At 62.2% G+C, this 25,001-nt stretch carries 29 protein-coding genes and 1 pseudogene; 4 read left to right on the forward strand and 26 right to left on the reverse strand.

Translation table 11 applies throughout. The features are described 5' to 3' along the window. Window position 1: 1 nt before the first annotated feature. The 25 genes and pseudogenes from ccmE to C8K44_RS05480 all read right to left on the reverse strand — a co-directional run bounded on the left by ccmE (window position 2) and on the right by C8K44_RS05480 (window position 19,275). Window positions 2-442: a cytochrome c maturation protein CcmE gene (ccmE, locus tag C8K44_RS05360; RefSeq protein ID WP_109574720.1), complete on the reverse strand. Its 441-nt coding sequence runs from the start codon at window positions 440-442 to the stop codon at window positions 2-4. A 2-nt stretch (window positions 443-444) separates the two neighbouring features. Next, window positions 445-1,581 carry a c-type cytochrome biogenesis protein CcmI gene (gene ccmI / locus C8K44_RS05365; protein ID WP_109574721.1) on the reverse strand — a complete coding sequence of 379 codons (1,137 nt, stop codon included), beginning with the start codon at window positions 1,579-1,581 and terminating at the stop codon, window positions 445-447. 100 nt (window positions 1,582-1,681) lie between these two features. Continuing rightward, complete coding sequence (locus C8K44_RS05370) at window positions 1,682-2,122, reverse strand: hypothetical protein (protein ID WP_109574818.1); 441 nt, start codon at window positions 2,120-2,122, stop codon at window positions 1,682-1,684. A gap of 98 nt (window positions 2,123-2,220) precedes the next feature. Next, entirely contained in the window at window positions 2,221-3,597 is a 1,377-nt protein-coding gene (locus C8K44_RS05375) for an ATP-binding protein (protein WP_199227022.1), read from the reverse strand. Between the two features lie 45 nt (window positions 3,598-3,642). After that, window positions 3,643-4,308 (reverse strand): response regulator transcription factor, encoded by a 666-nt coding sequence (locus tag C8K44_RS05380; protein WP_109574722.1) that lies wholly within the window; start codon window positions 4,306-4,308, stop codon window positions 3,643-3,645. 66 nt (window positions 4,309-4,374) lie between these two features. Next, window positions 4,375-4,671 carry a hypothetical protein gene (locus tag C8K44_RS05385; protein WP_109574723.1) on the reverse strand — a complete coding sequence of 99 codons (297 nt, stop codon included), beginning with the start codon at window positions 4,669-4,671 and terminating at the stop codon, window positions 4,375-4,377. 76 nt (window positions 4,672-4,747) lie between these two features. Next, the gene (locus C8K44_RS05390) at window positions 4,748-4,960 is read right to left on the reverse strand and encodes a hypothetical protein (RefSeq protein WP_109574724.1); all 213 of its coding nucleotides are present in this window, start codon (window positions 4,958-4,960) and stop codon (window positions 4,748-4,750) included. 36 nt (window positions 4,961-4,996) lie between these two features. Continuing rightward, entirely contained in the window at window positions 4,997-8,899 is a 3,903-nt protein-coding gene (locus C8K44_RS05395; protein WP_109574725.1) for a glycoside hydrolase TIM-barrel-like domain-containing protein, read from the reverse strand. Between the two features lie 15 nt (window positions 8,900-8,914). Continuing rightward, on the reverse strand, window positions 8,915-9,361 hold the full coding sequence (locus C8K44_RS05400; protein WP_109574726.1) for an NlpC/P60 family protein: 447 nt from the start codon (window positions 9,359-9,361) through the stop codon (window positions 8,915-8,917). Continuing rightward, on the reverse strand, window positions 9,358-10,239 hold the full coding sequence (locus tag C8K44_RS05405; RefSeq protein ID WP_109574727.1) for a DUF2163 domain-containing protein: 882 nt from the start codon (window positions 10,237-10,239) through the stop codon (window positions 9,358-9,360). Before C8K44_RS05405 ends, C8K44_RS05400 begins: the two co-directional genes overlap by 4 nt. A gap of 2 nt (window positions 10,240-10,241) precedes the next feature. Next, window positions 10,242-10,880: a DUF2460 domain-containing protein gene (locus C8K44_RS05410; RefSeq protein WP_109574819.1), complete on the reverse strand. Its 639-nt coding sequence runs from the start codon at window positions 10,878-10,880 to the stop codon at window positions 10,242-10,244. An 18-nt stretch (window positions 10,881-10,898) separates the two neighbouring features. Continuing rightward, window positions 10,899-11,462, reverse strand: coding sequence for a phage tail tape measure protein (locus tag C8K44_RS05415; RefSeq protein ID WP_245417376.1), 564 nt, complete (start codon window positions 11,460-11,462; stop codon window positions 10,899-10,901). 4 nt (window positions 11,463-11,466) lie between these two features. After that, window positions 11,467-11,652: pseudogene (locus C8K44_RS05420) on the reverse strand (phage tail assembly chaperone); the annotation flags it as partial. Between the two features lie 38 nt (window positions 11,653-11,690). After that, on the reverse strand, window positions 11,691-12,032 hold the full coding sequence (locus C8K44_RS05425) for a gene transfer agent family protein (RefSeq protein ID WP_109574730.1): 342 nt from the start codon (window positions 12,030-12,032) through the stop codon (window positions 11,691-11,693). Next, window positions 12,029-12,445, reverse strand: coding sequence for a phage major tail protein, TP901-1 family (locus C8K44_RS05430; RefSeq protein WP_109574731.1), 417 nt, complete (start codon window positions 12,443-12,445; stop codon window positions 12,029-12,031). Before C8K44_RS05430 ends, C8K44_RS05425 begins: the two co-directional genes overlap by 4 nt. 49 nt (window positions 12,446-12,494) lie before the next feature. Further along, window positions 12,495-12,908: a DUF3168 domain-containing protein gene (locus C8K44_RS05435; protein ID WP_109574732.1), complete on the reverse strand. Its 414-nt coding sequence runs from the start codon at window positions 12,906-12,908 to the stop codon at window positions 12,495-12,497. Continuing rightward, the gene (locus tag C8K44_RS05440) at window positions 12,889-13,077 is read right to left on the reverse strand and encodes a hypothetical protein (RefSeq protein ID WP_109574733.1); all 189 of its coding nucleotides are present in this window, start codon (window positions 13,075-13,077) and stop codon (window positions 12,889-12,891) included. Before C8K44_RS05440 ends, C8K44_RS05435 begins: the two co-directional genes overlap by 20 nt. After that, on the reverse strand, window positions 13,074-13,409 hold the full coding sequence (locus C8K44_RS05445; RefSeq protein ID WP_109574734.1) for a phage head closure protein: 336 nt from the start codon (window positions 13,407-13,409) through the stop codon (window positions 13,074-13,076). Before C8K44_RS05445 ends, C8K44_RS05440 begins: the two co-directional genes overlap by 4 nt. Next, entirely contained in the window at window positions 13,409-13,978 is a 570-nt protein-coding gene (locus C8K44_RS05450) for a head-tail connector protein (RefSeq protein WP_109574735.1), read from the reverse strand. The genes C8K44_RS05445 and C8K44_RS05450 overlap by 1 nt, the downstream gene beginning before the upstream one ends. 102 nt (window positions 13,979-14,080) lie before the next feature. After that, the gene (locus C8K44_RS05455) at window positions 14,081-15,337 is read right to left on the reverse strand and encodes a phage major capsid protein (protein WP_109574736.1); all 1,257 of its coding nucleotides are present in this window, start codon (window positions 15,335-15,337) and stop codon (window positions 14,081-14,083) included. Then, window positions 15,334-16,020: an HK97 family phage prohead protease gene (locus C8K44_RS05460; RefSeq protein ID WP_109574820.1), complete on the reverse strand. Its 687-nt coding sequence runs from the start codon at window positions 16,018-16,020 to the stop codon at window positions 15,334-15,336. The genes C8K44_RS05455 and C8K44_RS05460 overlap by 4 nt, the downstream gene beginning before the upstream one ends. Continuing rightward, the gene (locus tag C8K44_RS05465) at window positions 16,013-16,369 is read right to left on the reverse strand and encodes a DUF6107 family protein (RefSeq protein WP_109574737.1); all 357 of its coding nucleotides are present in this window, start codon (window positions 16,367-16,369) and stop codon (window positions 16,013-16,015) included. Before C8K44_RS05465 ends, C8K44_RS05460 begins: the two co-directional genes overlap by 8 nt. A gap of 28 nt (window positions 16,370-16,397) precedes the next feature. Further along, window positions 16,398-17,573, reverse strand: a complete 1,176-nt coding sequence (locus C8K44_RS05470) for a phage portal protein (RefSeq protein WP_109574738.1) — start codon at window positions 17,571-17,573, stop codon at window positions 16,398-16,400. A gap of 12 nt (window positions 17,574-17,585) precedes the next feature. Beyond that, complete coding sequence (locus C8K44_RS05475) at window positions 17,586-18,866, reverse strand: terminase family protein (protein ID WP_109574739.1); 1,281 nt, start codon at window positions 18,864-18,866, stop codon at window positions 17,586-17,588. Next, window positions 18,808-19,275 (reverse strand): hypothetical protein, encoded by a 468-nt coding sequence (locus C8K44_RS05480; protein WP_146203908.1) that lies wholly within the window; start codon window positions 19,273-19,275, stop codon window positions 18,808-18,810. The genes C8K44_RS05475 and C8K44_RS05480 overlap by 59 nt, the downstream gene beginning before the upstream one ends. A gap of 279 nt (window positions 19,276-19,554) precedes the next feature. On the opposite strand from C8K44_RS05480, the gene C8K44_RS05485 reads away from it, so the two are divergent. The 4 genes from C8K44_RS05485 to C8K44_RS05500 all read left to right on the forward strand — a co-directional run bounded on the left by C8K44_RS05485 (window position 19,555) and on the right by C8K44_RS05500 (window position 24,655). After that, complete coding sequence (locus C8K44_RS05485; RefSeq protein WP_109574741.1) at window positions 19,555-21,711, forward strand: penicillin-binding protein 1A; 2,157 nt, start codon at window positions 19,555-19,557, stop codon at window positions 21,709-21,711. Window positions 21,712-21,823: 112 nt separating this feature from the next. Next, complete coding sequence (locus C8K44_RS05490) at window positions 21,824-22,408, forward strand: DUF1214 domain-containing protein (protein WP_109574742.1); 585 nt, start codon at window positions 21,824-21,826, stop codon at window positions 22,406-22,408. Beyond that, a complete protein-coding gene (locus C8K44_RS05495; protein ID WP_109574743.1) occupies window positions 22,401-22,943 on the forward strand; it encodes a DUF1254 domain-containing protein in 543 nt (180 codons plus the stop codon). Before C8K44_RS05490 ends, C8K44_RS05495 begins: the two co-directional genes overlap by 8 nt. Before the next feature lie 710 nt (window positions 22,944-23,653). After that, complete coding sequence (locus tag C8K44_RS05500; RefSeq protein WP_109574744.1) at window positions 23,654-24,655, forward strand: DUF2336 domain-containing protein; 1,002 nt, start codon at window positions 23,654-23,656, stop codon at window positions 24,653-24,655. Here the strand turns inward: C8K44_RS05500 and C8K44_RS05505 are convergent. Beyond that, window positions 24,642-24,989, reverse strand: a complete 348-nt coding sequence (locus C8K44_RS05505) for a DUF1491 family protein (protein ID WP_109574745.1) — start codon at window positions 24,987-24,989, stop codon at window positions 24,642-24,644. The two genes, C8K44_RS05500 and C8K44_RS05505, sit on opposite strands and share 14 nt — an antisense overlap. Between the last annotated feature and the right edge of the window lie 12 nt (window positions 24,990-25,001).

The following is a 25,001-nucleotide window of genomic DNA, read 5'->3' on the forward strand; positions in this document are numbered from 1 at the left end:
TTCATTGCGTGGTTTCCTGCCAAATGCCCTTCGCCTTCATGCTGTCGGCGACTTCCTTGGGCATGTAATTCTCGTCGTGTTTTGCCAGCACGCTATCGGCGACGAACTCACCGTCGGAACCAAAGCTGCCCTCGGTGATCACGCCCTGCCCTTCCCTGAACAGATCGGGCAGGATGCCAGTGTAGCGCACTTTCACCGCCTTTTCGGAGTCGGTCACGCCGAATTCGACCTGGGTTCCCTGCCCTCGCACGATGCTTCCATTTTCGACCAGGCCCCCGAGCCGAATCCGCTGACCGGGCTCCAAGGTGGCAGTCTGCAAATCCCCGGGCATGTAGAAATAGGAGGCTTTCTGGCCAAGCGCGTAGAAGGTCAGCGCCGTTGCCGCGCCCAGGAAGGCCAGCGCGCCCGCAATCACCGAAAGCCGCTTTTGTTTGCGCGTCATGCCTACTCCGTGACCTTCAGGCCAAGCGAGCCGGCCAGTTCCGTAAGCTTGCGGCCGTCCTCGCTGTCACGACCAAGCGCCGCATAGGCGCGGCCAAGCGCGTCCTGGGCCAGATCGGTCTTGCCAAGCACCTGATATGAACGCACCAGCCGCAGCCATCCTTCCGGATCGCGCGGGTTCTGACGCAGCTTCTCGTCCAGCGTCGCGACCATGCCCTCGATCATCGCCGTGCGGTCGCCTGCCGACATGGAAGCCGCGGCATCGATGTCACCCTGGTTCGGTCCGGGCCCGCCGGCCATCTCATTGGCTGGCGCAGTACGACCTTCCGCTTGGGCAACTGCCTGCTCGGTGACCGGACGCCACGGCGAATCCGGTGGCAAACTATCGGACAGCTGGCGCCATACGATTGCTGCTTCGGCGAGCTTGCCTTCCTGGGCCAGCGCCAAAGCGAGGAAATAGCGGGCCTTGGGATTGGCCGGCTCGAGCTTGAGCGAAGCCTCGAAGGCCATTCGCGCATCCGCGGTAACGATTCCGCCCGACGAACCGGCAATTGCCTCGCCAAGACCAGCTTCGCGGGCTGCTGTCGTGCCTTCAATGCGGATCGCATTGCGATAAGCGGTGATCGCGTCATCGGCGCGGCCCATCCTGAGGTAGACGGGTGCCAGCACGTCCCAGCCACGGCCATCCGACGGGTTGGCGACAAGATGTGCCTCGGCGCGGGCGATCAGTTCGTCAATGGAAGTGTCCGCCGGTTTCTGCGACAGGCGTGCGCTCAAAGGCTGCGACGGCACGTCAGGTGAGCCGATCACGGTGTAAACGCTCCAGCTCAGCACAGGAATGGCGAGCACTGCGACAACGCCAACCAGCCGCGACGCCAACTGAGAGCCGCCTTTCGACCTTGGCGCGTCTTCGGCATCGAACTTTATGATGCGGCGTGCGATTTCGGCACGCGCCAGATCGGCGTCCGATGGTGCGATCAGCCCGCGCGCCGCATCCTTGTCGACTTCGCCGAGCTGGTCGCGATAGACTTCGAGATCATGACTGTTGTCAGCTTCGCCCTCTGCCTGTCGCGTCAACGGCAACAGAACCGCAAGGCTCGCACCAAGTGTCAATACAGCAGCTATGACCCAGAACAACATGCTCACCTAAATAGCCAGCAGCCACCAAGCTGCCAACATCTCCGTCCTGCGGCTTATTGACGGTTCAGGCGCTTTTGCCAAAGCAACAACGCGTGAAAATTCAGGTCAGTGGTGTCCAGCTGCCGTCGGCGTTACGACAGGCCGTCCCGCGCGCGGTCAGCGGCGTGCCACTGGTGAACACGGTCTGCGAGTATTGCCGGCAGTCTTGCGAGCCGACACGATATGGCTGGGCTGCGACAACTTCACCCGAACGTCCCTCGCCCTTCCAGGCAACTGCCTGTCCGCCTTGGCCATATTCCAGCGCGCGATACTCGGCTTCGAGCGCCTTGCGGCGGTCGCTGTCACTCAAACCGCTCCCGATCGAGCCACCAATCAAACCGCCGTCCATGGCATTGATGTTGCGCGTTGCGACCTTGCCGCTGGAGGCAGAACTGTCACCACCGCCGAGAGAAGGTACGATTCCGCCGCCGCCACCCAGACCGGAGGTTGTGCAGCCGGAGCCGGCCAGTATTCCCGCAACCAGTGCCACCCTTAGTCTCATGATCATCACCGGTCCCGAATTTGCGTCCGCTTACAAGGGCTTGGCGCCGCGTTAGAGCGCATCTTTGGCCGAAATGGGGCCGATTCGGCCAGCCATTTCTACTGCACTCCACGCAACTCTACGACGGCCCTTAGTCCACCCATCGGAGATCGTTCCAACCGAAGCGTGCCGCCATACTCCTTGACCAGATCGGCGACGATCGCGAGGCCGAGGCCGGTGCCCGGTTTCGTCTCATCAAGACGCTTGCCCCGCTGCAGCGCCTCACGGGCCTTGTCCTCTGGAATTCCCGGCCCGTCATCTTCGATCAGGATCGAAAACCTGGGCGGCTCTTCGGCCACGGGCGGCGATGTCTCAACCGAAACCTTGACGGCACTGTGCGCCCATTTCATCGCGTTTTCGAGCAGATTGCCGAGAATCTCTTCGAGATCCTCGCGCTCGCCCGCAAACACCACTTCACTCGCCGGCAGGCTGAGAGAAAAAGCCGCGCCATGCGAAAGCTTGTCCATGACCCGAACCATGCGTTGCAGGAGCGGCCCGACGGGGGTGCGATAGACGACACTTTCGCGTTGTGCCGCCACGCGGGCGCGCTGAAGATAGTGGTCGATCTGCTTTTGCATCGCCGCGGCGTTGTCAGCGATGAGCTGGCCTTTGGGGCCACCCAGAGCACGCCCCTCGTTGACCATCACGGCAAGCGGCGTTTTCAGGGAATGTGCGAGGTTGCCGACCTGGGTTCTTGACCGCTCGACGATGCGGCGGTTGTTTTCAATGAGTGCATTGGTTTCGTTGGCGAGTGGCTGGATTTCAGCCGGAAAACGTCCAGTCAGCCGCTGGGCCGTTCCCTCCCGAACCATGGCAAGCGCATTGCGCACGCGCGTCAGCGGCTGCAGGCCGAGCAGAATGGCAATCGCATTGATTGCGATCATGCCAAAGCCAAACAGCGACAGATATGTGAACAGGCGCCATTCAAAACCCCGGATCTCATCTTCCAGTTCGGTACGATTGCCCATGACTCGGAAGCGCGCGATGCGGTTTTGCGAATCCAGCACGAACTCGCTTTCGAACACCTCAAGTTCCTCGCCGCCGATTCCAGCGACGCGGTAATGGCGCTGAAACTCGGCGTTGAATGGCACCTCGTCAGCGCCCGGCGAGGCGATCGGCTCAGTCATGGACGAGGAACGCAGCTGCCCGACTAGCCCCTTGGATACCGGTTCAACCGACCAGTACCAGCCCGACTCCGGTTCGGAGAAGCGGAGGTCGCCGAGATCAGGACCCCCGGTCAGAGTGCCGCTGTCCGACACGCCCACCGAGCCGATGAGATTGAAGAGATGCGCCGAAAGCAGGCTGTCGAAACCGCGTTCGCTGGTCTGGCGGTAGAGCGAACTGATGACAGTGAAGATCAAGGCGAATGCCAGGATCGCCCATACGGTCGAAAATGCGATGACGCGAAATGCCAGCGAGCGTGGACCGAGGTCCAGCACGTAGCGCTTCCAGCGACCCAGTCGTTTGCCAAGCTTTTCCGCTTACGCCTCCGGCTCGCGCATGCGGTAGCCCATACCGCGGACGGTTTCGATCATGTCGATGCCCATCTTCTTGCGTAGTCGACCGACAAACACTTCGATGGTGTTCGAGTCCCTGTCGAAATCTTGATCGTAGAGATGCTCGACCAGTTCCGTGCGGGAGACCACGTCGCCCATGTGATGCATGAGATAGGCAAGCAGGCGGAACTCATGCGACGTCAGCTTCAGAGGCACGCCATTGACATCGGCCTTGGAAGCCTTTGTATCGAGCCTCAGCGGGCCACAAGAGAGCTCCGACGAGGCGTGGCCGGCAGCACGACGGATCAGCGCCCGCACCCGTGCCAGCACTTCTTCGATATGAAACGGCTTGGTCACGTAGTCATCGGCGCCGGCGTCGATGCCGGCAACCTTGTCGCTCCAGCGGTCGCGCGCCGTCAGCATCAGCACCGGCATCTTGCGGCCCTCGCGGCGCCAGCGCTCGACGACGCTGATGCCGTCCATCTGCGGCAGGCCGATGTCGAGCACGATCGCGTCATAGGGCTCGGTATTGCCGAGGAAATGCCCTTCCTCGCCGTCAAAGGCCTTGTCGACGACATAGCCGGCGTCGGTCAGCGCCTCGGAGATCTGGCGGTTCAGGTCCTTGTCATCTTCGACGACGAGTATGCGCATGCGATTTTGCGACCAGTGGAAAGATGGCAGAGATATAGGCGATTCCGCCCTGACGGGAAATGCAGGCTAGCCGGCAGGTACAACCACCTCGACGCGACGTGGACGCTGACCGTCCTTGGCTGGCACCAGCACCACGATCACGCAGACAGATTGCCCGCCCTGATTGGACTCGGTCGCGCGCGCCAACGTGCCGCCCTGCTGGTCGGCCACCTGCTGACCGATCGAGTAACAATCCGCGGCTGCCACCACAAATTCGCCCGTCTCGGCCATTGGCAAGGGCGAGGCCTCGGCGGAAGCCACGAACAGGCCTGCCGCGCAAAGCGCGGTAGTGGCTGACCGGAATATGGAACGAAGCGTTTTCATGCTGCGATTTCTAATATGCTAGTGCTGAACGTGGAATGAACGATGAATTCATGCAAGTGGCGCCATTGCAAGCCCGCTAGCTTCTGCCGATGCGTTGCTTGGCCGAAACCCGACCAAAGATAGCAATCAGCCCCGAAAGCGCAGTGATCGCCTGCAACACCGTATCGGTCAACGTGGGACCGTCGATGCCGTCCACGGGGATGCCAGAAAGACCGGCCACGCCCAACAGCATCGTTACGACAGATGCCCAGATGGTGCGCGAAAGGTACCAAGGTTTCAGGTTCAACATTCTCTGATCCTTTCCGGTTAAAAGACCTGACCGACTTCACGCCATGCCAATTCGGCGCGAAACCGGGATGCCCCAGCCGACCGCAACGCTCAGCTGGCGAACGGTGATGTCGACAGCAGCCGGGAGCGCGCCGAAATCAGCAGCGATGTCGGCCGCCGCATAGATCCAGGCCGGCGTCGAAACCGTCGTCGACCGAACGACAGGTCCGCCCACGGAGGCTATGTCGATGCGATACTCTTCACGCTCCTCACCAAGCGGAACGTCACTCGATTCCCAGCTGTCGGCGTCAATGCGAGCGCGCCTGATCCAAGAGAGAGCCAGATCATTACCCGCAGTCAGTCGTCCCTGCAGATGCGCGGGAGAAAGCGGGGTCAACGCTCGTCTGCCGCCGGCTTCCCGGTGCGCCGAAAAGCTCGCAATTGAAAAGTCACCGTCCAGTGGGCCGACGCGCCAGTTGAGCAACAGCCCCACCTCGCCAGCCAACAGACCAGCGGGCACGACTCCCGCGTCGAGGACAACGAAAGAAGAGCCGATGGGTGCGCCAGAGGAAGCCGCGTCGCCAGTGCCGAACTGCCCGCGCAAGAGGCCGCTCAATCGCCAGATCCTGGGCGCGGTCTCTTGCGCCCTCTCGAACTGGAGCACCTCCCATGCGCCACCGGCGGACCGCACCGCGCCGAAGTTTGCACCGTTGAGTAGCTGCAGGCGACTGACGCTGGCCAGTTCGCCTTCGTAAAGCTCGACCGTCACCACTGCAGCGTGGTCAATCCTGCCTTCTCGGCCAGGCGAAAGCGCGGCCGTCAGACTGCCCATCTCCGCACGGCGACCGACCGATCCTCGCAACGCAAAGCCGGTATCCTCGGGCGAAACGAACAGCGCCTGGCTCTTCCAAGGCTGCTGGGTCACCGCGACCCTGAAATGATCATGTGGCAGCACTGATCCGCCCGCCATCATCGGCAGATCGAGAAAAACCGCATGTGGCTGCCCGACGACGATCGGCGGCAAAGGATCCACATCGGGGCTGGAAGAACTCCAGGGCGCAGGAACCACACGGGACAGCTGGCGAGCCGTCACTTTTCGCACCAGTCCCTGCTCGATCTCGGTCACCAGGAATTCCGAGCGGCTGCCCGACGCCGGCACCTTGACGATGCTGCCTGGCGCGATGTCGGCGCGCGGCTCGGCAAGGGCGAAGCTCAGGCGCTCCCGCTCTTGCCAGACCCTGCGCATCCAGTCTTCGGCCAGGGCGTTCGCCTGCCCCGCCTCCAGCATTCCAGGGAACGAGATCACGTGTTGCCGGCTTGTGGCCGCGGCGAACCTCGTGCTCCTGGCCAATGCCGACTGATAGTCAGCGACCGGATCGCCATATCTGACCAAGGTCTCAGCCGGCAAATCATGATCGGGCGTGCGAACGGTCTCGACCACAGCGCTTGCACCGTCGAAAGCCAGTTCGGTCAGTTCGACGGCCACATCCTTCGATGCAGCAGCTTGCCTGAACACCAGCCCAATCGTTTCCTGACTGACCGACAGGCCGAACAGATCGACGAGCGGTTCGAGCGCAGCTCTTGCCGAGGTCGGATCGGAGATGACGTAACCACTGACCGTGCCTTCGACACCGGTCACGTCAGCCGCCGGCAGGCCGTGATCTGCCAGTATTTCGTTTACGAGGTCGGAAACTGTCGGGCCGGCAAACCTGCCATTCAACCAGTGGCCTAGATACCAGGCGTCGCCGTCCGACCAAACCTTCGATTGCAATGGAAAGGCTGGATAGGGTCGCGCGTCCCACGCCCAGACATAGCTGCGCGCCACGTCGATCATGCGCCCGCCATAGATCGGCGACAGGGGATTGTCTGCGCCATTGAAGCCGGCAGCCGTCGAATCCCAATGTTTGACATGCGCTTCCAGCAAGCGTCGCTGCGCGATATCCGACCGACCGCCATTGGAGAAATGCGGTGCTGCACTCTCGGACGATTTGATGTCGGGAAACATGTTGGGTTGGTTCGGCCCCTTGTCCACGGCAGGGCATCCGAGTTCGGTGAACCATATTGGCTTGCTACGGGGCACCCAGGCCGTGGATGCCGCGAGCTCTACTCCAGATCGACGATTATGGTGCGGGTTGCCCCACCAGCCGACAAGGTCCTTGTAGCGGAAGACCCAAGGCTTGCCATGGGCACCGTCGGTGATCGGAGCTCTCGACCGAGCTAGCCGATCTGCCAAGCTGGCATAATACCAATCAAAGCCCTCGCCACCGGCGACCGCTGCGGCAAGACCTCTGGCATCGTATGGCGACGCAAACCCATCCGGATTGCCACCCGCATAATCCTTGTCGCGCCAGTCCGACAGGGGCATGTAGTTGTCGATGCCGATGGCATCGATTGCAGGATGCGCCCAAAGCTCGTCGAGATGGAAATAGACATCGCCGCTTCCATCGCCGGGTTGATAGCCGAAATACTCGCTCCAATCGGCGCCATAAGTGATACGGCACGCCGGGCCAAGCAACGTGCGAACGTCAGCCGCCAAGGCGCAAAGCGTCTCAACGAACGGGAACGCATCGGCACCGTCGCGGAGAGTGGTCAGGCCGCGCAACTCGGTTCCAACCAGGAAGGCATCGACACCCCCGGCAGCCATCGCCAAATGCGCATAGTGCAATATGAAGCGTCGGTAGCCCCAGTCGTCGGGGCTACCTGTAAAGCTGATGCCGTCTCCTGCGTTGGCAAACTGGGTCCGCAGTGCCAAACCGCAAAAAGCGTCGACCTGGCTCCTTGCCGCTGCCGTGCGGTCAGCAGTACCGGCGAGCCGCGCCGCTGGCATGCAGGTTATGCGCCCTCGCCAAGGATAGCTCGCCTGACTGGTGCCGCCGTGAGGATCGGGCAAGCTGTTTGCCTTCGGAACATCCATCATGATGAACGGGTAAAGCGTCACCTTCAGGCCGCGCGCCTTGATCTCGGCAATCGCCTCCTTGAGGCTTTTGTCGGAGGGCGTGCCACCGTAGGCAGGACCTCCATCATGCGTCGAAACCAGCATTGCATTCGGTCGGGTCACGCCTGACACGCGCCAGGCCGGCGACAATCCAGCAGTCGAGGCGTTGGTCACCGCCGGCCTCAACCGGCATTGCCCGGCCCTCAGATCGTTGCCGAACCAGGTCGCCACCAGTGCCACGTTCTCGAGATTCGGACAGATCATCTGCAACTCGTCGAGCGAAGCCACAATGTCGGTACCGGCGTAGAGCACGTGGCGATTGAGCGCCTCTGTATCCCCTGGTCGCTTCTGCCGCGTGACAAGACTGGTCGACAGGCCATACTCCGTCGCGCCGGGGATCAGCGTGATCGCACGGATATGCTTGCGCAGCTCGCCGATCGGCCGGATCACCTCGAACTGCATTTGCGGAATACGGTTGCCGTGTTCGCCGATGTCGAGGTTTTCGACCACCACATAAGCAACGCCACGATAGGCTGGCGCATTGCCCGTGCCCTGCTTGGCCGCGATCAGCGGATCGACGGCCTGCCCCTCGGTGCCGCGATGGACGCGCAGGTCGATCGTCTCGCGATCGACCTCGCGCCCATCCGCCCACACACGCCTGATGCCTGCGATCTCGCCTTCGCACAGCGCAAAGGCAGCATTTCCATAATAAGCGTACTCAGTTACCTTCGGGCCAAGCTTGCCCTGCCGCCGGGCCGACCGCGTCTCCTTGAAACGCGTCGCCCAGATCAGCGTCCCGCCGACACGTGCCGTACCGTAGATCCTCGGCAGCGAGGCACCTTCTTCGGCGGTGAAAGGCCGCGCAGCCGTAAGCCGTGGTCCCTCGATCCTTCTGGTGCTGTTGATCAGGGCGCGGTCGAGGGCATAGCCGGCCAGTGCACCGGCAGCGGTGCCGATGGTGCTGCCGATGGGCCCAAGCATGCCACCGAGAAATGCCCCGGCAGCCTGCAACAGAATGGTCGCCATCAACGGTCTCCGGGATCAGGAATGCTCTGGGTTTGGAAAGGCGAAGGCAGCCGCGATACGTCTGCGCCATTGCGGCACGAGCCGGGTCAGCGTCACACCGTTGTCCTGATAGGCATGCACGAAACAGTCCGGCTCGGTCAGGATCGCTGCGTGTTTCGCCGGCAAATGCGGTCGCCAGCGAAACACTATGAGGTCGCCGGCGGCCATTGATGCAACCGTTTTCTCCGACAAATGCCTTCGCAATCCGTCCAGCAGGCGCTCCTGTTGAGTGGCTTCGGCCCAATCGGGTGCATAAGGCCCCGGTTGCTCCATTTCGTGGCTATAAATTTCACGCCAGACGCCAAGTACCAACCCAAGGCAATCGCAGGCCACACCCTTGCGGCTGCCTTGGTGACGGTAAGGTGTGCCGACCCACTCCAGCGCCTCTGCCACGACGGACGCAGCAATGTGTTGATCGTTCATGGAACGATCGGCCGACCGTCGAACACGCCGCCTTCCGTGACATAGGAGTAGCCGGCGTCATTGCCAGGAAGATGCGGAAAGCCCCGAAAATTCAGAGCATTGGCGAACTTCGCCTTGCAGGTCGAGAACGACTTGTCGCAACCGGCGCGGACGGAAAAGGCATCGCCTGCCGTGATCGCTGCTCCCGCGTTCGGCGCAATGATGACCGTCACTCCAGAAGCCTCCCGGCGGTGCGCGACGATACGTTCGCCGCGACCGCTCCTCGGCCCGGTGGTCCAGGTGAGCGTGCCATGTGTAAACCATCCCGATTTGAAGCTGCCGAGGCCCGACACGGACAGCATATCGGGCTCGGAAAAGGCCGTTACCTTGCCGCTGCCGGAAAACTGCGCCTGGTTCAGCATCACGCCACATCTAGCATCGCCAAGTTCGGCGTCGCAGGCGCGATTGACATAGCGCCCTCTCGGCTGGTCGAGCGCATGCGTGGCACTTTCCAGCTCGGCCACGAACCGCTGGTCGCTGCGGGTAATCTTGCCAATGGACGCGGTCCGTAGCAGGACAAATTGCTCAGGCGCCATCCAGTTGACAAGGAAGGTCTCCACCTTGGCATTGTCGTAAAGCCCGGCGGCAATATCGGAGTCGCGAATGCGCTCGGACGAAAGCGCGCCTTCGACATCGACAGTATCGACCGCGAGGCCGAGCGAGCTGCGCGCCTCACTTGCGGCGAAGCCCGCTTCCGGCTCGAACATCGTGCCATCGAACACCAGCGGACGATCATGGTCGGTAAAGCCGCTCACCGCACCGTCCGCACGTGTCAGTCGCCAGCAGTGGCATATACTGGTCACGGCACGGCCGAGACGGTCAGTCAGCGCGGCGGGCATCGTCACAGGCGCACCTCCACGAGAGGAATGGATGGGATCTGCCCAGCCTTGAAGGCGGTTAGGCTGAGGGACAGCCGCTCGACATCGAAACGCACGGGCACATGGAATTCAAAACCTGCCGTCACCCGCGCACCCATGGCGGGAATCGAACCGGCCGCAAAAACCACCTCGCCGGTCGCGCCATCAAATGAGAACGATGCCGATGACAGTGCGGCGCCGGCCACCGCTATCCGCAGACTGGTCACCACCGGTCTGGAAATCAGGCGCTTGTACGCATTGGCACCGGCGCCATAGGTCTTGATCAGGGAAAATCGCGTTTTGATCCCGTCGCCCGTCCCCAAAACCTGATCCAGCATGTCGGGCGCCTCGCTCGGCCGGCAGGACTTCATGTCGAACGGGTCGCGGAACCTGAAGGCGTGGAGTGAACCGCGCCGCGCTTCGAAAAACGCCAGGACATCGTGAAGATCGTCCAGCGATTTCACACCGGTTCCAGCGTCATAATAGTGCCGTGACTGGGAAAAGCGCAGGTTGCGTTTCTCCCGTCCCGAGGTCAGCGACACGATCTCGTTGCGTCGCTCAGGCCCGCCCGTCGCGCCGAACGAGACGGCGAGCGGAAAGACCTCGTCATGGAAACTGGCCAGTTCGGTCACTACCCCTCCTCAAAATGTTCGTGCGCCACGCGACACCGCGCGTGCCAGCATTCCGGTGATTTGCGCTTCGGACTTGCGGAACGACGCCGCGTCCTGAGCGGTCACGTTGAACACCACATTGACGGAGCCACCACCGCCGGGTGCCGCAACGCCCAAGGCGCCATCAGCACCCCGGCGCAGGGGCAGGATCGCTTCGGCGCCGGCCTCGCCCATCAAGCCAAGGTTCTTGCCGTGCGGGAAATAGGTCGGCGACGACACCACGCCGCCGGATGCGAACGGCACCACGCCGCCCGTCACGCCACCCTTGGCGAAGGGCAGCGCGTTCTGCAGGCCCTGCATCAAGCCCTGGAAGAGTGATCCGCCCAGCGACTGAAGCGGCTTGAGCCCTTGCCCCAGCGCCATGCCGGCGATGTTCATTCCTAGTCCTCTCAGCACGTCCTCGAGTTCGCGGCCACCTACAGTCGCCATCTTCAGCGCGCTGGTGAGATGGGCGCCGAAAGTATCGGCCCGTTTTTCCAGCGACTTCAGCGTCGCAACGAATGCGCTGTCGTCCGCCTCGATCTTGACGTTCACTACCTCAACCAAATTGGATCTCCGCCTGATCGGGAAAGAGTTTCATCAGCTCAGCAAGTTGCGCCTTGCCGGGAGCTTCGCCCTTGGCTGAGCCAAAGTAGCTCACGGCTTTTTCGAATTCGCGCGGCGTCATTGCCCAGAAATCCCTCGGCGAAAGCCGCAGCAGGCCGAACCCGGCAGCCATCACGCTGTCCCAGGGGAATTCCGCGCTGGTGCCTGCTGCGGCGACTAAGGGTTTTGGCCGTCCTCCGCCGTGGGCGAGGAACCGAAGGTCGTGGTCAACAGGTCCGCAACGATCGCGGCGAAACCTGCGACACCGCCTTCAGCGCGCATTTCGCCCACTTCGTCGTCGGAGAGTTCATGTCCGGCGCCGCGCAAGCCAGCGCCAATGACACGGATCATGTCGGTAGCCGACAGACGCCCGCTCGAAAACCGTTCCACCAGTGCCGCAAGATCGGCGGCGGCATAGCTCGCTTCAAGCTCCGCCAGGGCCCCCAATGTCAGGCAAAGCCGATGGCTCTTTCCGTCCAGTTCGGCCGCAATCTCGCCGCGTCGCCTGTTCGCCGTCATCGCGTCACCGTGAAGCCAATGACGCCGGCGGATTCGAGCGCCACCTCGAAGGCCACCTCGCCATCATGATTGCCGGTGTATTCAAGAGCGGTGATCTGGAACGGCCCGTCGACGACGCCGAAATCGGGGACAGCGAGCTGCCACCTCAGAATTTCGCCGCCAAAGAAGCAACTGCGCATCCTGGCGTCGGATTGCTGATCCTTGAAGATGCCGGACCCGCTCACTGCCGCCCGCTGCACCCCGGTTCCGGCCAACAGCTCGCGCCAGCGTCCCGCGGACTCCGCATCGGTAATGTCGACGGTCTCGCTGTTGAAGGCAATGCGCTTGGTGCGCAGACCCGCAACCGTCACGAAGCTGCCCAGACCGTTGATGTCGATCTTGAGCAGAAGGTCCTTGCCCTTCTGTGCGACCATGAATTGGTCTCCTGAATGTCTTGAGAAAGTTGTCGCCGCAATCCGGCGGTCAGGCGCCTTTGGGCTCGGTCACCGCGCGAAAGCGCAACAGCCCGTGATGCAGCGAAAGCCTGTCATCGAAACGCGCCTCGGAAAATTCGAGCCGCATGCTCACAAGATGCTGCGTGCCGAGATTGAGCGTTGCATCGTCAAGCAGCGCACGCACGACCTCCATGATCTCCAGTGCCTCGCGCTTGCCTTGCGACTTTGACCAGACATGAACCGAAAACAGCTGCTCGGTACCGCTCTCGGTATCCGTGCTCCAGTCATAGACGCTCGTCCGGCCGAAGGTCAGATAGGGAAAGATCACATTGGCTGGCGCCTGGTCATGGATCTTCGGTCCGCCCAGGAGCGCCACCAGCGCTGCATTGCCGCGAAGTGTGGCAAACACCGCCTTCTGCAACTCAGCGGCCGGGGCGGTCATCGTCTCGCTCCCTCAACCTGCGCGGATCTACCCGCCTCGGCGGTGCCGCAGCCTCCCCACCGGAAGCCTCGCCACGGTAGCTCTGTTCAACATCTTCCGCCAGTTCATGCGCCCTCCAGCGCAGCGCCCGCTTCAGCCCGTCGAGCGTCAGCTTCATCGTCACATTCATGCGCCTTGCTCCCTTGTGCGACAAACGATGTAGCGCTGCGTTTCATCCGGATCGTGGACAGTAATGATGTCCAGCACACGCTGGTTCCGGCGCAGCCGCATCCCGCTCTTGAGCCCGGCCCGCCATCGCATGGTGACCCGATGCGTCGCGGTTTCGAGCGTCTGGTCCGCGCCAAACACACTTTGCGCCGACACCGGTTCGACCAACGCAAACAGTGTCGCCAGTTCGACCCAGCTTTGTGTATGGCCGCCAAGGGCGTCCGGCGTCGTCACGCATTCTTCCAGCGCAAACTCGCTGCGCAGCGCGCCAGGATCGATGAAGCTCATCCGCATCACAGCCTCCGCGCGCGATAGCTGGAAAGCAAGCGGTCGTACCCAGCGGGATAAGACACCGGCTGATCCTCAGGCCCGAAGCTCGTTCGAAACTCGTACCAGTGTGTCACAAGCAGCAGCATCGCCCGCTTTAGCAGGTCGGGCACTTCCGTCCCTGCCTCGCCAAAGCCGGCGCGGAAGTCGATCTCGACACCATTCATGGTGCGAAGCCGTCCGGGCGCCCGGTCGAAATGGATGCGTGCGGGCCGCGATAATGTGTCGAGCTGGTATGCGGCCGGATTGACGACTGACGCCGCACCCTCGCTGCCGAAAACCGTTACCGAAAGCACCTGCCGCACCGGGTGCCGCGCCAGCATCACGAAATTGTCTCTCGGCCACTGATCGAGCACCAATCGCCAGGTTTGGTCGATCAACGCGATGCCCGTCGTGCGCTCGACATCTTCGCGCGCGGCGCGGATCAGGCCGCTTAGCAGCCCGTCTTCGCTCGTATGACTGATACGCAAATGCGCCTTGGCGTCGACCAGCGTCACGGGCTCCAGCGCCGGCGCGACGGTTCTGATCAGGGTCATTCATCACCTGTGTCTGGGTGGAAAGGGAGCGGCCCCGGCGGGGAGGAACCGGGGCCGCGACGGCACTGAGCGGCGAACGGACCCGAGGTCCGCTCAGCCGGCCTACGCAGTGCCGTATTTGAGCAACTTGATCGCGCTGAAGTCCTGGACGCCGCCGCCGACACGCTTGGTGGTATAGAAAAGCACGTAGGGCTTGGCGGAATAGGGATCGCGCAGCACCCGCACGCCCGTGCGGTCGACGACAAGATAGCCGCGGCCGAAATCGCCAAAGGCGATCGGGGTGGCGTTGGGCGCCGCATCCGGCATGTCCTCGGCTTCGACAAGCGGGAAGCCCATCAGCATGGCACGCTGGCCAGGGGCCGAAGGCGGCTGCCAGAGGTAGTTGCCGTCGGCGTCCTTGAGCTTGCGGATCGATGCCTGGGTCTTGCGGTTCATCACCCAGTTGGCGTTCTGCCGGTAGCCCGCCTTCACGGTGTAGACAGTGTCGATCAGGATGTCTGAAGGGCTCGATGCCGGCAGCGCGCCCGATACGCCAGTCACCACATAACCGATGTCGCCCCATGCCCAGCTCGCCTCGGCCACCTTGTTGTAGTCGAGGAATCCCTTGGGCTTGTTGACCCCGTTGCCATTGATGAAGGCCGTGCCTTCCTGTTCGGCGAAGGCCGTCTCGACCTCCGAGGCGATCCACTGGTCGAGATCAACGACGCTGTCTTCGAGCAACGAGGCCGTCGCCGCCGGCATGGCGTACAGTTCCATGGTCGGAAACTGCAGTTCGGCCAACGTCGGCGTGGCCGTCTGAGGTCGCGCTGCCGTCTCCGCCACCCATCCCACCGCTGGCCCTGTGACAGCGAACGGCTTTTTCAGGACTGCGGCTGAAACCTGGCGTACGGAGGCGATCGAACGCATCGGCGACAATGTCGACAGACGGCGCCCGATTTCGGCTTCCGTCTCGTTTGGCACCAGGTAGCCGCCGTCCTGGCCGGAGCCATAAGACATCGCCTTGGTGTCGAGCGAGCGCAGCTGCCGATCGCCGCCGCTGCGTATATAGGCCTCGAATGCGTCCTTGTGTTCGCTCGGCATCGAACGACCGTCGCGTCCAAGTGCCGGCCGCAGCCGCTTCAGCGAAAGACCGTCGAGCGTCCTTTTTTGTTCGTCGAGCGCGCGCGAAATGCGGTCGACCTTGTCGGAGGTCACCACATCGGCGCCCAGCCTGCCTTCCAGCTGCGCCAGGCGTTCGTCGTTGCTGTCCTTGAACGCCTCGAAGGTGGTCATGAACTCGCCAAAGGCATCCTTCAGGTCGAGTGCATCGCCAGCCGCCCCTTTGATGTCGGGTGCGCGCGGCGCGTGGGTCTCATTCATACGCTGTTTCCTTTTTGTTTGATCATGCGCGTGGCCTGCCGAATGCGTTCGGCAAGGCCGCTCTCGGATCCCCATGCGGCGTCCCGCTTGCGCACGAGGCTGGCGAACCCCTCGGCGATGACCGCCCGGGCGTCGCTCCTGGTCAGCCCCGCATCCCGCGTCAGCCAACCTTCGAATTGTCTGGTTGTCGGCAGCATCCCCCGCCCCTTGACCGTGTCGATGCGCGCTTCGGGCAACATGGGAAAGGTCACGATGGAAATTTCCCAGAGATCAGCCTCCAGTATATGGCGCACACCGCTCGCCTGTTCCTTCCGTGCCTTCACGGCGCGAAAACCTATGGAGAGGCCGTCAAGCGCGCCGCCTCGCAAAAGGTTGTGCACGTCACGTGCGCGGGCAACGTCCTTGGCCAGCCTGCCACGAACGAACAAGCCACGGTTGTCTTCCTTCAACTCCGTCCACGTGCCGATCGGCTGATTGGGATCGTGCTGAAACAGCATCCGGATGCCCGCCGCCCCGCGCGTTCGCAGCGATTTGGCAAAGGCGCCCCGCTCGACCACATCCTTGCCGAGGTCAACACGCCCAAACAGGCTCGCATAGCCCGAGAAGGTGCCATCGACGGCGACTTCGTCGAGCACGAGATCGATGAACTTCCGTTCGCCATTCCTCGTCGTTGCCTCATGCATCATGAGCGCCACTCCTCTTGCGTCTTTGGTCTATCCAGCGGCCGAGGCGGTTGCCTTCGAAGGCACGCATGACAAGGCCAAGCGCCCACCACGCGCAGAGGCTTGCCGCAGCAGCCCCCATCATGGTCATCTCGGTTGGGCTGATCAGCTCTTCGATGCCGAGTTCGGCGGCTATCTTCAGACCAACCGTTCCACCGAATACCAGCCCGCAAACCACGCCCACCGAAAAGCGGACAGCGGCCTCGCGCCGCCCTTGCGGCAAGATGTAAGCGAGCGAGATCGCCGAGCCGGCAATCGCACCCGCGCCCTTGGCCAGCCAAAGCCAGCCGGGGTCGGACATGTACGTCATTGCTCTTCGGTCCTGTGTTTCGGATTGTTTAGCCACGCGGCGGGTAGCCGACGGCCTCGCGCTTTTCGTCTTCCGTCAGGAAGTTGGCCCCCTCGACCCTGGACCAAAGCGCGTCGCGCTCGCCGGCAAGGCCCTCGACCTGGTCGGCGTCGTACCAGAGCCGCAGGTCGGCTCCGAAGGCCGGCGAAAGCCAGGCCGAGAGTTCCTTTGCCGTCCGCGCCACCAGCGGCAGAACGGTAAGGCGGTAGAAGGCGCGGTTGGCCTCCTGATAGTTCGCGTAGGTGTTATCGCCAGGGATGCCGAGCAGCATCGGCGGTACGCCAAACGCAAGTGCGATGTCGCGGCTTGCCGAATGCTTGGCCTCGATGAAATCCATATCCTTGGGCGTCAGACCCATCGCTTTCCAGTCGAGCCCGCCTTCGAGCAACAGCGGTCGTCCGGCACGGGTCGCACCGGAATAGCCCTCTTCCAGTTCGGTCTTCAGCCTGTCGAACTGCTCGTCGCTCAGATTGCCGCCATCCTTGGGCGCATAAACCAAGGCTCCGGAAGGCCGCGCCGAGTTGTCGAGCAGCGCCTTGTTCCAGCGCCCGGCCGCATTGTGCGTGTCGAGCGCGATCAAAGCCGCTTCGAGCGGCGGAAAGCCGTAGTGATCGTCGAGCGGATGGAACAGCGTCAGATGCGCCGCACCGCCCTTTTCGCCGAGCCCAAGGTCAATACGCCGCCGCACCCCGCCCTCACGATGTTCGAGCGCTGTCGGCCAACCGCTGGCATCGGCTGCCACGGCAACCCGGTCGGGCCGCAGCAGGTGCAGCTCACGCGTCCCGCCACCCGCTTCGACCAACTCGACATAGGCGTTGCCCGAAAGCAGAAGGTGCCCGTACAGCGTTTCCATGAAGCTGCCGCCTGCCTGCCGTTCGTTTGGCCGCTCGAACAGCTGGAGCAAGGCGTGATCGTCCAGTTCGCTGGCGCCTTCATAGAGCAACCAGGGTATGGCCGACGCCGTCTCCGAGATCAGGCGCACCGAGCGATGCACGATCGGATTGCGCATGAAACCCTCGCGCGCAAGTCCGGCATAATCGCGCCGGGTCCAGCGCGCCTCGCCCTGGGCATGCAAGGCGACAAAGCCCGTCGGGCCGCCGCTCTTGCGTTCAGGTACGACGCTACCCTTCCCGGTCCACCAAGACCAAGGCCAGTTCAAAGCCATATCGTTTCCTGTTCAAAGAAAATCGCGGATTCGCGGTTCAGTCGACCAGTCCGGCATCAGTTCGCCGATTGCCCAGACAAGCGCGTCGACGCGATCGGGAGAGCGGCCATTCGACAGCCCATTCGGGCCGAAATCGCACATCTCGTCTTCGAGTGCGGTAAAGCGCCCGGCATGCAGAACCTTGCCCTGCGCATAGAGTGCGGCGATCGGCTCGGCGCGCAGCCATTTCGACCGCTGCGCCCGCACCGCCTTCACCGGCGCTGCCGGATCGATGGTACGGATGACTGCCGTCACCATATCGCCCCCCTGGTTGGTCTCGGCAACGATGCAGTCGGCTTCAAGGCGGTGAAACAGCCTCACCGCCGTTCCTGCCCAGTCCTGCGGTTTCGCTGCCTGGACCGTGGCATCGGCCAGGACCACCGCCCGGCCCCCGCAATCCAGCCCGACGGCAACGATTCCGCACGCATCGGAGGTTTTTCGAGAACTTGCCGGCGGATCGACCGCCACCACGATGCGGCGCAAGTCGTTCGTCTCTGCCACCAGGGCCGCTTCGAGAACATCGCGCGACCACAAGGCGTCGTCGCGATCCTCGATCAGTTCGCCGTCCAGTTCCTGTCGGCCCAGGACACTGCCGCCATAACGGCCGCGGACCGCCTTCAGAAAACCTGGCGCGAGGTTGGCGCTGTTTTCGTCCGACCTCATGCGAGTCACCATGACCTCCGGATCTGCCAGCAGCCGCTTCAATAGCGGTACCGGGCGTGGCGTCGTGGTGATGATCTGCCTCGGCTTGTCGCCAAGCCTGAGCCCGAACTGCAGCATGTCGAAACAGGCCTCCGCATGTTTCCACTTCGCCAGTTCGTCGCACCACGCCGCCTCAAACTGCGGCCCACGCAAACTGTCGGGGTCTTCGGAGGAAAAAATCTGTGCGACCGCGCCGCTATCCCAGACCAGCCTTTTGCGGCTTGGTTCAAAACGCGGCCTGTCGTGACGCGAAATCGTTGCGATCCCGGACGGGCCTTCGATCATGACCTCTCGAACGTCGGCAAGGGTTTCTCCGACCAAAGCTATCGGCGAATGCCCTCTGGTCGCAAAGGGTGAAAACCCACGCACCATGCTGTTTACCCATTCCGCTCCCAGCCGTGTCTTGCCTGCACCTCGTCCGCCGACCACCAACCATGTCGCCGGCTTCCGCCCGAGCGGGTATTGCCCTATGCGAGCGAAATGAAGCCACTCCTCATCGATCAGCCCCGCCAATCGGCTGGGAACGTTCGTCTGCGACCAGCACCCGTGCATAGTCTCGAGCAAGCTCGACGATGCGTCGGTCGATCCTTGCAAGCACGTCCGCCATTTCTGCATCTCTGTTCGTCTGGCTCACTTTTGCTGCGTCCGCTCCCCGCATCAGCTCGTTGATCTTTTCGACCGTCCTGATGATCGAGCCGACCATGTCCAACTGGGCCTTGTCGAGACCGCCTTCGTTTTCCAGCCGAAGCGTCTCGACCTGTCCGACCAGGGATTCGGCCAACCGTTCCAGCCGGTCACTGAAATCTGCTGTGGCAGGTCTCATCCAGCCATCCCGGGCAACACGCCTGTCGATAGAGGACACCGCGCAACCGCTCGCCGCCGATAGAAGTTCGGCATCGACGCGCGCACCCTCGAACAGAGCGCGCAGTGCTCGCCAGCGTTCGTCCGCTTTCGCGACCAACGAGACCTCCATATTCATGTTTTGGGAACTGCCTGTCAGTGCGCCGCTTCGGCTACACTTCTTTGACGATAGCCAGACACTACCAAAGCACCGTCACGCTGTCAAGAATATATTCCTATTGCCTGATTTTTTTAAATCCCCAGCTGTGTCCAACTGGCCCTTGTCGCGCCGGCAAAAATCGGTGACAAGTCAGGCGTGGGCCGAAGGGACGCGCGCCCTCAAATTCGCCAGCAAAAGTATTTTGGTATAAGCTGCAGTCACGCGCCGGGCTCGTCTCGAATGGAAAATCCCACCGAACCACGCAAGAAGAGAGGCCATGTCGCCGCTAGCCTGCTGGCCGTCGACGCCTGGCTCGATTCAACGCTCTATGAACTGCGATTCCGCACCCAGCAGTTTTGGGAAAGCGCCACGATCTTTTTTCGTCGCTTCCGCGTCAAAGGCTGGCGCCGCGGCGTTATCGAGGTCCTGAGCGAGTCATTCACCATGGCTGCCGGCGGCTCGGTAGTGATGCTCGCACTCGCCATGCCGGCTTTCCAGGAAACTACCGGCAACTGGCGCAACCAGGACGACTTCGCCGTCACCTTCCTCGACCGTTACGGCAACGAGATAGGCCAGCGCGGCATCATCCAGCGCGACTCCGTGCCTGTCGATGAAATGCCCGATCACGTGATCAAGGCCGTGCTGGCGACGGAAGACCGCCGCTTCTTCGAACACTACGGCATCGATCTGTTCGGGCTGGTGCGAGCCATGTCGGAAAACATGCGCGCCAACTCCGTCGTTCAGGGCGGTTCGAGCATCACCCAGCAGTTGGCCAAGAACCTTTTCCTGACCAACGAGCGCACGGTGGAACGCAAGGTCAAGGAAGCGTTCCTGTCACTCTGGCTTGAATCGAACCTGTCAAAGAAAGAGATACTGCAGCTCTATCTCGACCGCGCCTATATGGGCGGCGGCACATTCGGCATCGCGGCGGCCGCGGATTTCTACTTTGGCAAGCAGGTCAAGGATCTCAACCTCGCTGAAGCGGCGATGCTTGCCGGCCTGTTCAAGGCACCGACCAAGTACGCCCCCCACATCAACCTCCCGGCCGCCCGCGCTCGCGCCAACGTCGTGCTCAGCAACCTCGTGCAGGCGGGCTTCATGACAGAAGGCCAGGTGCTGTCAGCGCGGCTTCACCCGGCTGACATCGTCGATCGCGGCGACCGCAAGAGTCCGGACTACTTCCTCGACTGGGCCTTCGACGAGGTCAAGAAGATCGCCTCGAAGTCGGGCACCCACTCGCTGGTCGCGCGCACCACGATCGACATGAACATCCAGAAGGCAGCGGAGGAGTCGATTGAGTTTCACCTGCGCCAGTTCGGCAAGGAATTCAACGTCACCGAAGGTGCGGTCGTCGTCATCGAGACCAATGGAGCGGTGCGCGCCATCGTCGGAGGCCGCGACTACGGCGCGAGCCAGTTCAATCGAGCCACCAAGGCTCAGCGCCAGACCGGATCGTCGTTCAAGCCTTATGTCTACGCCACGGCCATGGAGAACGGTTTTACCCCGGATTCGATCATTTCAGACGCGCCGATCAGTTGGGGCGCCTGGTCGCCGAAAAACTATACGCGAGGCTATTCCGGACGCATGACGCTGACCACAGCGCTGGTCAAGTCGATCAACACGGTGCCGGTGCGCCTTGCCAAGGACCACCTTTCCATTCCACCGATCAAGGCGATGACCGAGGCGATGGGGGTCGAATCTCCCGTCAGTTCCCACAAGACCATGGTGCTAGGCACGTCGGGCCTGACCGTCATGGATCAGGCAACCGGATACAGCGTTCTGGCTCAGGACGGCGTCGTCGGCACGCGCCACGGCATTACCCAGCTCGTCACGCATTCGGGCCAGGTCGTGTACGACTACAGCAAGGATGCGCCGCCGCCGCACCGTGTGCTGTCCGAACAGGCGGTCAGTTCGATGAACTCCATCATGGTGCAGATTCCCGAGGTTGGAACCGCACGCAAGGCCGCCCTTCCCAACATCCGCTCCGCCGGCAAGACCGGCACAACCCAGTCCTATCGCGACGCTTGGTACATCGGCTACACCGGCAATTACACCGCTGCCGTCTGGCTTGGAAACGACGACTTTTCACCAACCAACAAGATGACCGGCGGTTCGCTACCGGCGATGATATGGCAGCGCTTCATGGCCTACGCGCACCAGAACATGGACCTGAAGCCCATTCCGGGCATCAAGAACCCCTTCGTCGATCCGGCCGCGATCGCCAAGGCCAAGGAAGCCGAGAAAGACGGAGCCCAGCCCGCGATGGCTGATACGTCTGATCGCCCTCCAGTGCTGTCGAGCACGACCACGCGTGCGCTGCGCAACATCGCCGATTCCTTCCACAACGCACCGGCCATCGAGCGCTCGGCCGAGCCCGAGACGCTTTCGGCGCTATGACGTTGCTGATGGTCGGCCAGCGATCGCTCTCGCACCGGCTGCAGCCGTTCCCCGCTTGCCTTCCAGTCCTGTGGCGGGATATTCCTCCGCCAACTCCATCCTGCGGCGGCTCATGCTGAAACAATCGCTCCTGATAGCTCTCGCCCTTGCCGTCGCGGTCGGCGGTGGCGCTGCGAGCGTGGGCATGGTCCTCAATTCGCAGGAGGGCATCGGTGCCGTGTCGGTGGGTCCGTGGACCGCATTTCCCGACATCGGCACACCGGATGCCGACCCCTATTCCAAGGCGCGCGTGACGCGCGACGGCGTACTCGCGCTCGGTCGCGCGGAAGGTCTCAGTTTCGTCGCTGAACGCGACTCAAGTGGTGTCACATTGAGAAGCGAGTGTAACTATCGCGTCGAAGGATCGCTGCCGGTTGCAAGGTTCTGGACGCTTTATGCCACCGACAGGGCAAGCACCGCGCTCAAGTCGGGAATGCGACGCGACCCTGCGGTGCATTCGCTCGAAGTTCTCCGCCAGCCGGACAATTCCGTCCAGATTTCGGTTGGCAACCGGCCCCAGCCCGGCAATTGGCTCGCAGTTACGGGCGTGGGCGCCATGAACCTGGTGCTAACGCTTTACGATACCCCCATCGCCAGCAGCACCGGCCTGTCCGGCATCGAAATGCCACGCATTGTCAGGGTGCAGTGCAATGCGTAGGCTGTTTCACGCGCTGGCAATCGGGTTGATCGGCGCTGGCATCGCGCACATCGTCATCCTGCTGCTGGTGCCAAGCTTTTCCGAGCGTGATGCGTGGTCACGCCTTGCGATGGTTGCCGCTCCCAACAAGATCGTGCGCCTCGACCAGGACGTCGGCGGCGCACCCGTGGTGAAGTCGCTGGACCCGTCCTTCTACGATGCCGCATGTCGTTTCGACCTTACCGAAGGTGTCGTACGCATCGACAACGCCGGCAAGGTTCCCTACTGGTCGGCCTCGGTCTATGACCGGAGCGGGCAGAACATCTACAGCTTCAATGACAGAACGGCGACCGACGGCAGCCTGGACTTTGTGGTGCTTACACCTGCCCAGATGATCGACCTGCGCAAGGAATTGCCGCCAGAGTTCGAAAAATCGATCTTCGTGGAAACGCCGATCGACGAAGGCATCGTCGTTGTCCGCGTCTTTGTTCCCGACGAGAGCTGGAAGCCCAGGGTCTCGCGCTTCCTCGACGGCATCAACTGCGAAATTCAGTAAGCGCGCCGGCCCGAGAGCCGGACAGTTCGACAGGTAGGTTCAAAGGCCTGAAGTGTCCTTTGTGCGTCCAGCGGATGCATGGCGCTTCAATGCCGCGGCAGCGGGTCCTTCCGCCGAGGCGCGGCACTGCGTTGCGTGCGACCGCCCGTTGCCGAAGCCGTTCCCGATGTGCGCTCGTAGCGCACGCCTGGGAAGATGATTATTGATGCCGACGTTCCCGGTGCACTTGGCGACCGGTGGGTAGCCGCACGACGCGGCATGAATGACACTATGCTGCCCATGGCTGGCGATTCCCTCTCGGTTGAACCGGAGTAAGCACGCAACGCCTCCAAAGCCGATAAGGCCAGCAGAGAGTTAACAGTCAGTTACTGCCATGCCTTTGATTCAATTCCTGGGGCGATGCGTTTGACACTCTCTTTTTAATCAGGGGGTGTGAAAGGTCCGTGAGCGTTTTGCCAATGTCGGGGCCAAACTGCATTTTTCCTTTGCAACATTTTAGACCCGGGCTCGCCCGACAACGGATGGCAAGGGGCTAAAGAGAAAGAAACCATCGTAACCTTTTGTTAATGAACGTATTTCTTAACAGCAAAGTTAACAGTCCGCTAACAAATCCGCGCTAAGTTTATCTTCATCTTCGGGACTTCAAGGACGGGTACAGCAGTGCCTACCGCTTCCGAGGCAGTGTCTAGTTGTGTCAGGCGTAACCGTTCGTGTCAGCATCGGACTTCAGGCAAATCGCTATCGGACGCGAATTCGGAAAGCCCGAACGGCTGTTCCGGGCGGCAGTCTCTGCATTTTGCGCCCTGCCCCGCCCTTCGCGCCGCGAGATCGCGCAACTTGAAGATCTGACGCTGCCGCTTTTCGACAAGGTGTCAATTGAAGCCCGCCGGTTTGTCGCCGCGGCACTTTCAGATTGCGAATATGCGCCCGTTGGCCTGGTTCGGCGGCTTTGCGACGAAAGCGTCGATATCGCAGCACCGCTGCTTGTCCGCTCGCCCGTACTGTCCGACGTCGCGCTCATAGCGCTGATCGGGCGCCACGGTCTGCCGCACGCACGTGCAATCGCCCGCCGCCCAAACCTCAACACAACAATCGCCGACTTGATCAGGGTGCTCGAACGCCCCCGCCTGGTTCATCCAGAGGGCGCAACCCTTGAAGCGGCATCCGCCGTTGAAACCCGCCCGGCTGTGGCTGCTCCGGCGCCAGACGCCTCGAGCACCTTTGTTTCCGGTCAACTCGCCGAAGCCACCCGCCGCAGGCTGCGGTCGATGATGACGCCCAATGCCCCGCAGCAGTCCAAATCGCGTGATGGGCCACCCCGATCAGCGGCCTACGACAGGCTCAAGACCACCGCCCTTACAGGCAACAGCACGTTCTTCCAGACAGCGCTTGCGGATGCGCTGGAAATCGACTTCCAGACTGCACGTTCGATCACGGAAAAGGCAGGCTACTCTTCACTCATCGATGCGTTGAAGGCGCTCGACCTGCCGGAGGAACAGGCGTTCCTGCTCGCCGCCACGACATTTCCGGGCCAGTTTACCCATGCCGAAGCGATCAGGTTGTTTTTGGAGCGCTACCGCCTGCTGCATCGCGATGTAGCGCTCGATCGCGTGCGCGACTGGAAGGCTGCGTCCATCGGTGCCCGCATCCGCAGCAACGCCGAACGTCTTCGGCCACAGCCGAAGGCTGACGCCTCGCTCAGGGCGTCGTAAGCGAAACCAGGTCCTTGATCTCGGATTTGCCCGGCTCGATTTCCACGACCCAGATGTCGGGATCGAACCGACGCTCGCGCTCAAGCCGCTTGTCGATTGCCGTGCCATCATCGTCGCTTTCGAGCAGGCTGAACTGGCGTTCGTCAGGTTTTGCCATGTCGTAGCTTGTCTGGGGGGCTGGCCCATAGAGATTCTGTTGGCCAAAGCGATCGCGAGTGAGGATAAAGACCGCACCTGCCTCCAACGCACCCCGGTTAAGAATGGCGCCGAAGCCCCCCTCACCGAAGACCCGCTTCAACAAGGCCGATACCCAAAAATCAGTGGTTAAGCGCATTCATCAGGCCCG

It is taken from the genome of Aminobacter sp. AP02, from assembly GCF_003148805.1.
GTDB lineage: Bacteria > Pseudomonadota > Alphaproteobacteria > Rhizobiales > Rhizobiaceae > Aminobacter.

What these genes read in the sequence shown, in the direction of transcription:
- ccmE (WP_109574720.1), bottom strand. Translation starts at nt 442, where the DNA reads ATGACGCGCAAACAAAAGCGGCTTTCGGTGATTGCGGGCGCGCTGGCC.
- ccmI (WP_109574721.1), bottom strand. Translation starts at nt 1,581, where the DNA reads ATGTTGTTCTGGGTCATAGCTGCTGTATTGACACTTGGTGCGAGCCTT.
- C8K44_RS05370 (WP_109574818.1), bottom strand. Translation starts at nt 2,122, where the DNA reads ATGAGACTAAGGGTGGCACTGGTTGCGGGAATACTGGCCGGCTCCGGC.
- C8K44_RS05380 (WP_109574722.1), bottom strand. Translation starts at nt 4,308, where the DNA reads ATGCGCATACTCGTCGTCGAAGATGACAAGGACCTGAACCGCCAGATC.
- C8K44_RS05385 (WP_109574723.1), bottom strand. Translation starts at nt 4,671, where the DNA reads ATGAAAACGCTTCGTTCCATATTCCGGTCAGCCACTACCGCGCTTTGC.
- C8K44_RS05390 (WP_109574724.1), bottom strand. Translation starts at nt 4,960, where the DNA reads ATGTTGAACCTGAAACCTTGGTACCTTTCGCGCACCATCTGGGCATCT.
- C8K44_RS05395 (WP_109574725.1), bottom strand. Translation starts at nt 8,899, where the DNA reads ATGGCGACCATTCTGTTGCAGGCTGCCGGGGCATTTCTCGGTGGCATG.
- C8K44_RS05400 (WP_109574726.1), bottom strand. Translation starts at nt 9,361, where the DNA reads ATGAACGATCAACACATTGCTGCGTCCGTCGTGGCAGAGGCGCTGGAG.
- C8K44_RS05405 (WP_109574727.1), bottom strand. Translation starts at nt 10,239, where the DNA reads ATGCCCGCCGCGCTGACTGACCGTCTCGGCCGTGCCGTGACCAGTATA.
- C8K44_RS05425 (WP_109574730.1), bottom strand. Translation starts at nt 12,032, where the DNA reads ATGACGGCGAACAGGCGACGCGGCGAGATTGCGGCCGAACTGGACGGA.
- C8K44_RS05430 (WP_109574731.1), bottom strand. Translation starts at nt 12,445, where the DNA reads ATGGTCGCACAGAAGGGCAAGGACCTTCTGCTCAAGATCGACATCAAC.
- C8K44_RS05435 (WP_109574732.1), bottom strand. Translation starts at nt 12,908, where the DNA reads ATGACCGCCCCGGCCGCTGAGTTGCAGAAGGCGGTGTTTGCCACACTT.
- C8K44_RS05440 (WP_109574733.1), bottom strand. Translation starts at nt 13,077, where the DNA reads ATGAATGTGACGATGAAGCTGACGCTCGACGGGCTGAAGCGGGCGCTG.
- C8K44_RS05445 (WP_109574734.1), bottom strand. Translation starts at nt 13,409, where the DNA reads ATGCGGATGAGCTTCATCGATCCTGGCGCGCTGCGCAGCGAGTTTGCG.
- C8K44_RS05450 (WP_109574735.1), bottom strand. Translation starts at nt 13,978, where the DNA reads ATGACCCTGATCAGAACCGTCGCGCCGGCGCTGGAGCCCGTGACGCTG.
- C8K44_RS05455 (WP_109574736.1), bottom strand. Translation starts at nt 15,337, where the DNA reads ATGAATGAGACCCACGCGCCGCGCGCACCCGACATCAAAGGGGCGGCT.
- C8K44_RS05460 (WP_109574820.1), bottom strand. Translation starts at nt 16,020, where the DNA reads ATGCATGAGGCAACGACGAGGAATGGCGAACGGAAGTTCATCGATCTC.
- C8K44_RS05465 (WP_109574737.1), bottom strand. Translation starts at nt 16,369, where the DNA reads ATGACGTACATGTCCGACCCCGGCTGGCTTTGGCTGGCCAAGGGCGCG.
- C8K44_RS05470 (WP_109574738.1), bottom strand. Translation starts at nt 17,573, where the DNA reads ATGGCTTTGAACTGGCCTTGGTCTTGGTGGACCGGGAAGGGTAGCGTC.
- C8K44_RS05475 (WP_109574739.1), bottom strand. Translation starts at nt 18,866, where the DNA reads ATGCACGGGTGCTGGTCGCAGACGAACGTTCCCAGCCGATTGGCGGGG.
- C8K44_RS05485 (WP_109574741.1), top strand. Translation starts at nt 19,555, where the DNA reads ATGGAAAATCCCACCGAACCACGCAAGAAGAGAGGCCATGTCGCCGCT.
- C8K44_RS05490 (WP_109574742.1), top strand. Translation starts at nt 21,824, where the DNA reads ATGCTGAAACAATCGCTCCTGATAGCTCTCGCCCTTGCCGTCGCGGTC.
- C8K44_RS05495 (WP_109574743.1), top strand. Translation starts at nt 22,401, where the DNA reads ATGCGTAGGCTGTTTCACGCGCTGGCAATCGGGTTGATCGGCGCTGGC.
- C8K44_RS05505 (WP_109574745.1), bottom strand. Translation starts at nt 24,989, where the DNA reads ATGCGCTTAACCACTGATTTTTGGGTATCGGCCTTGTTGAAGCGGGTC.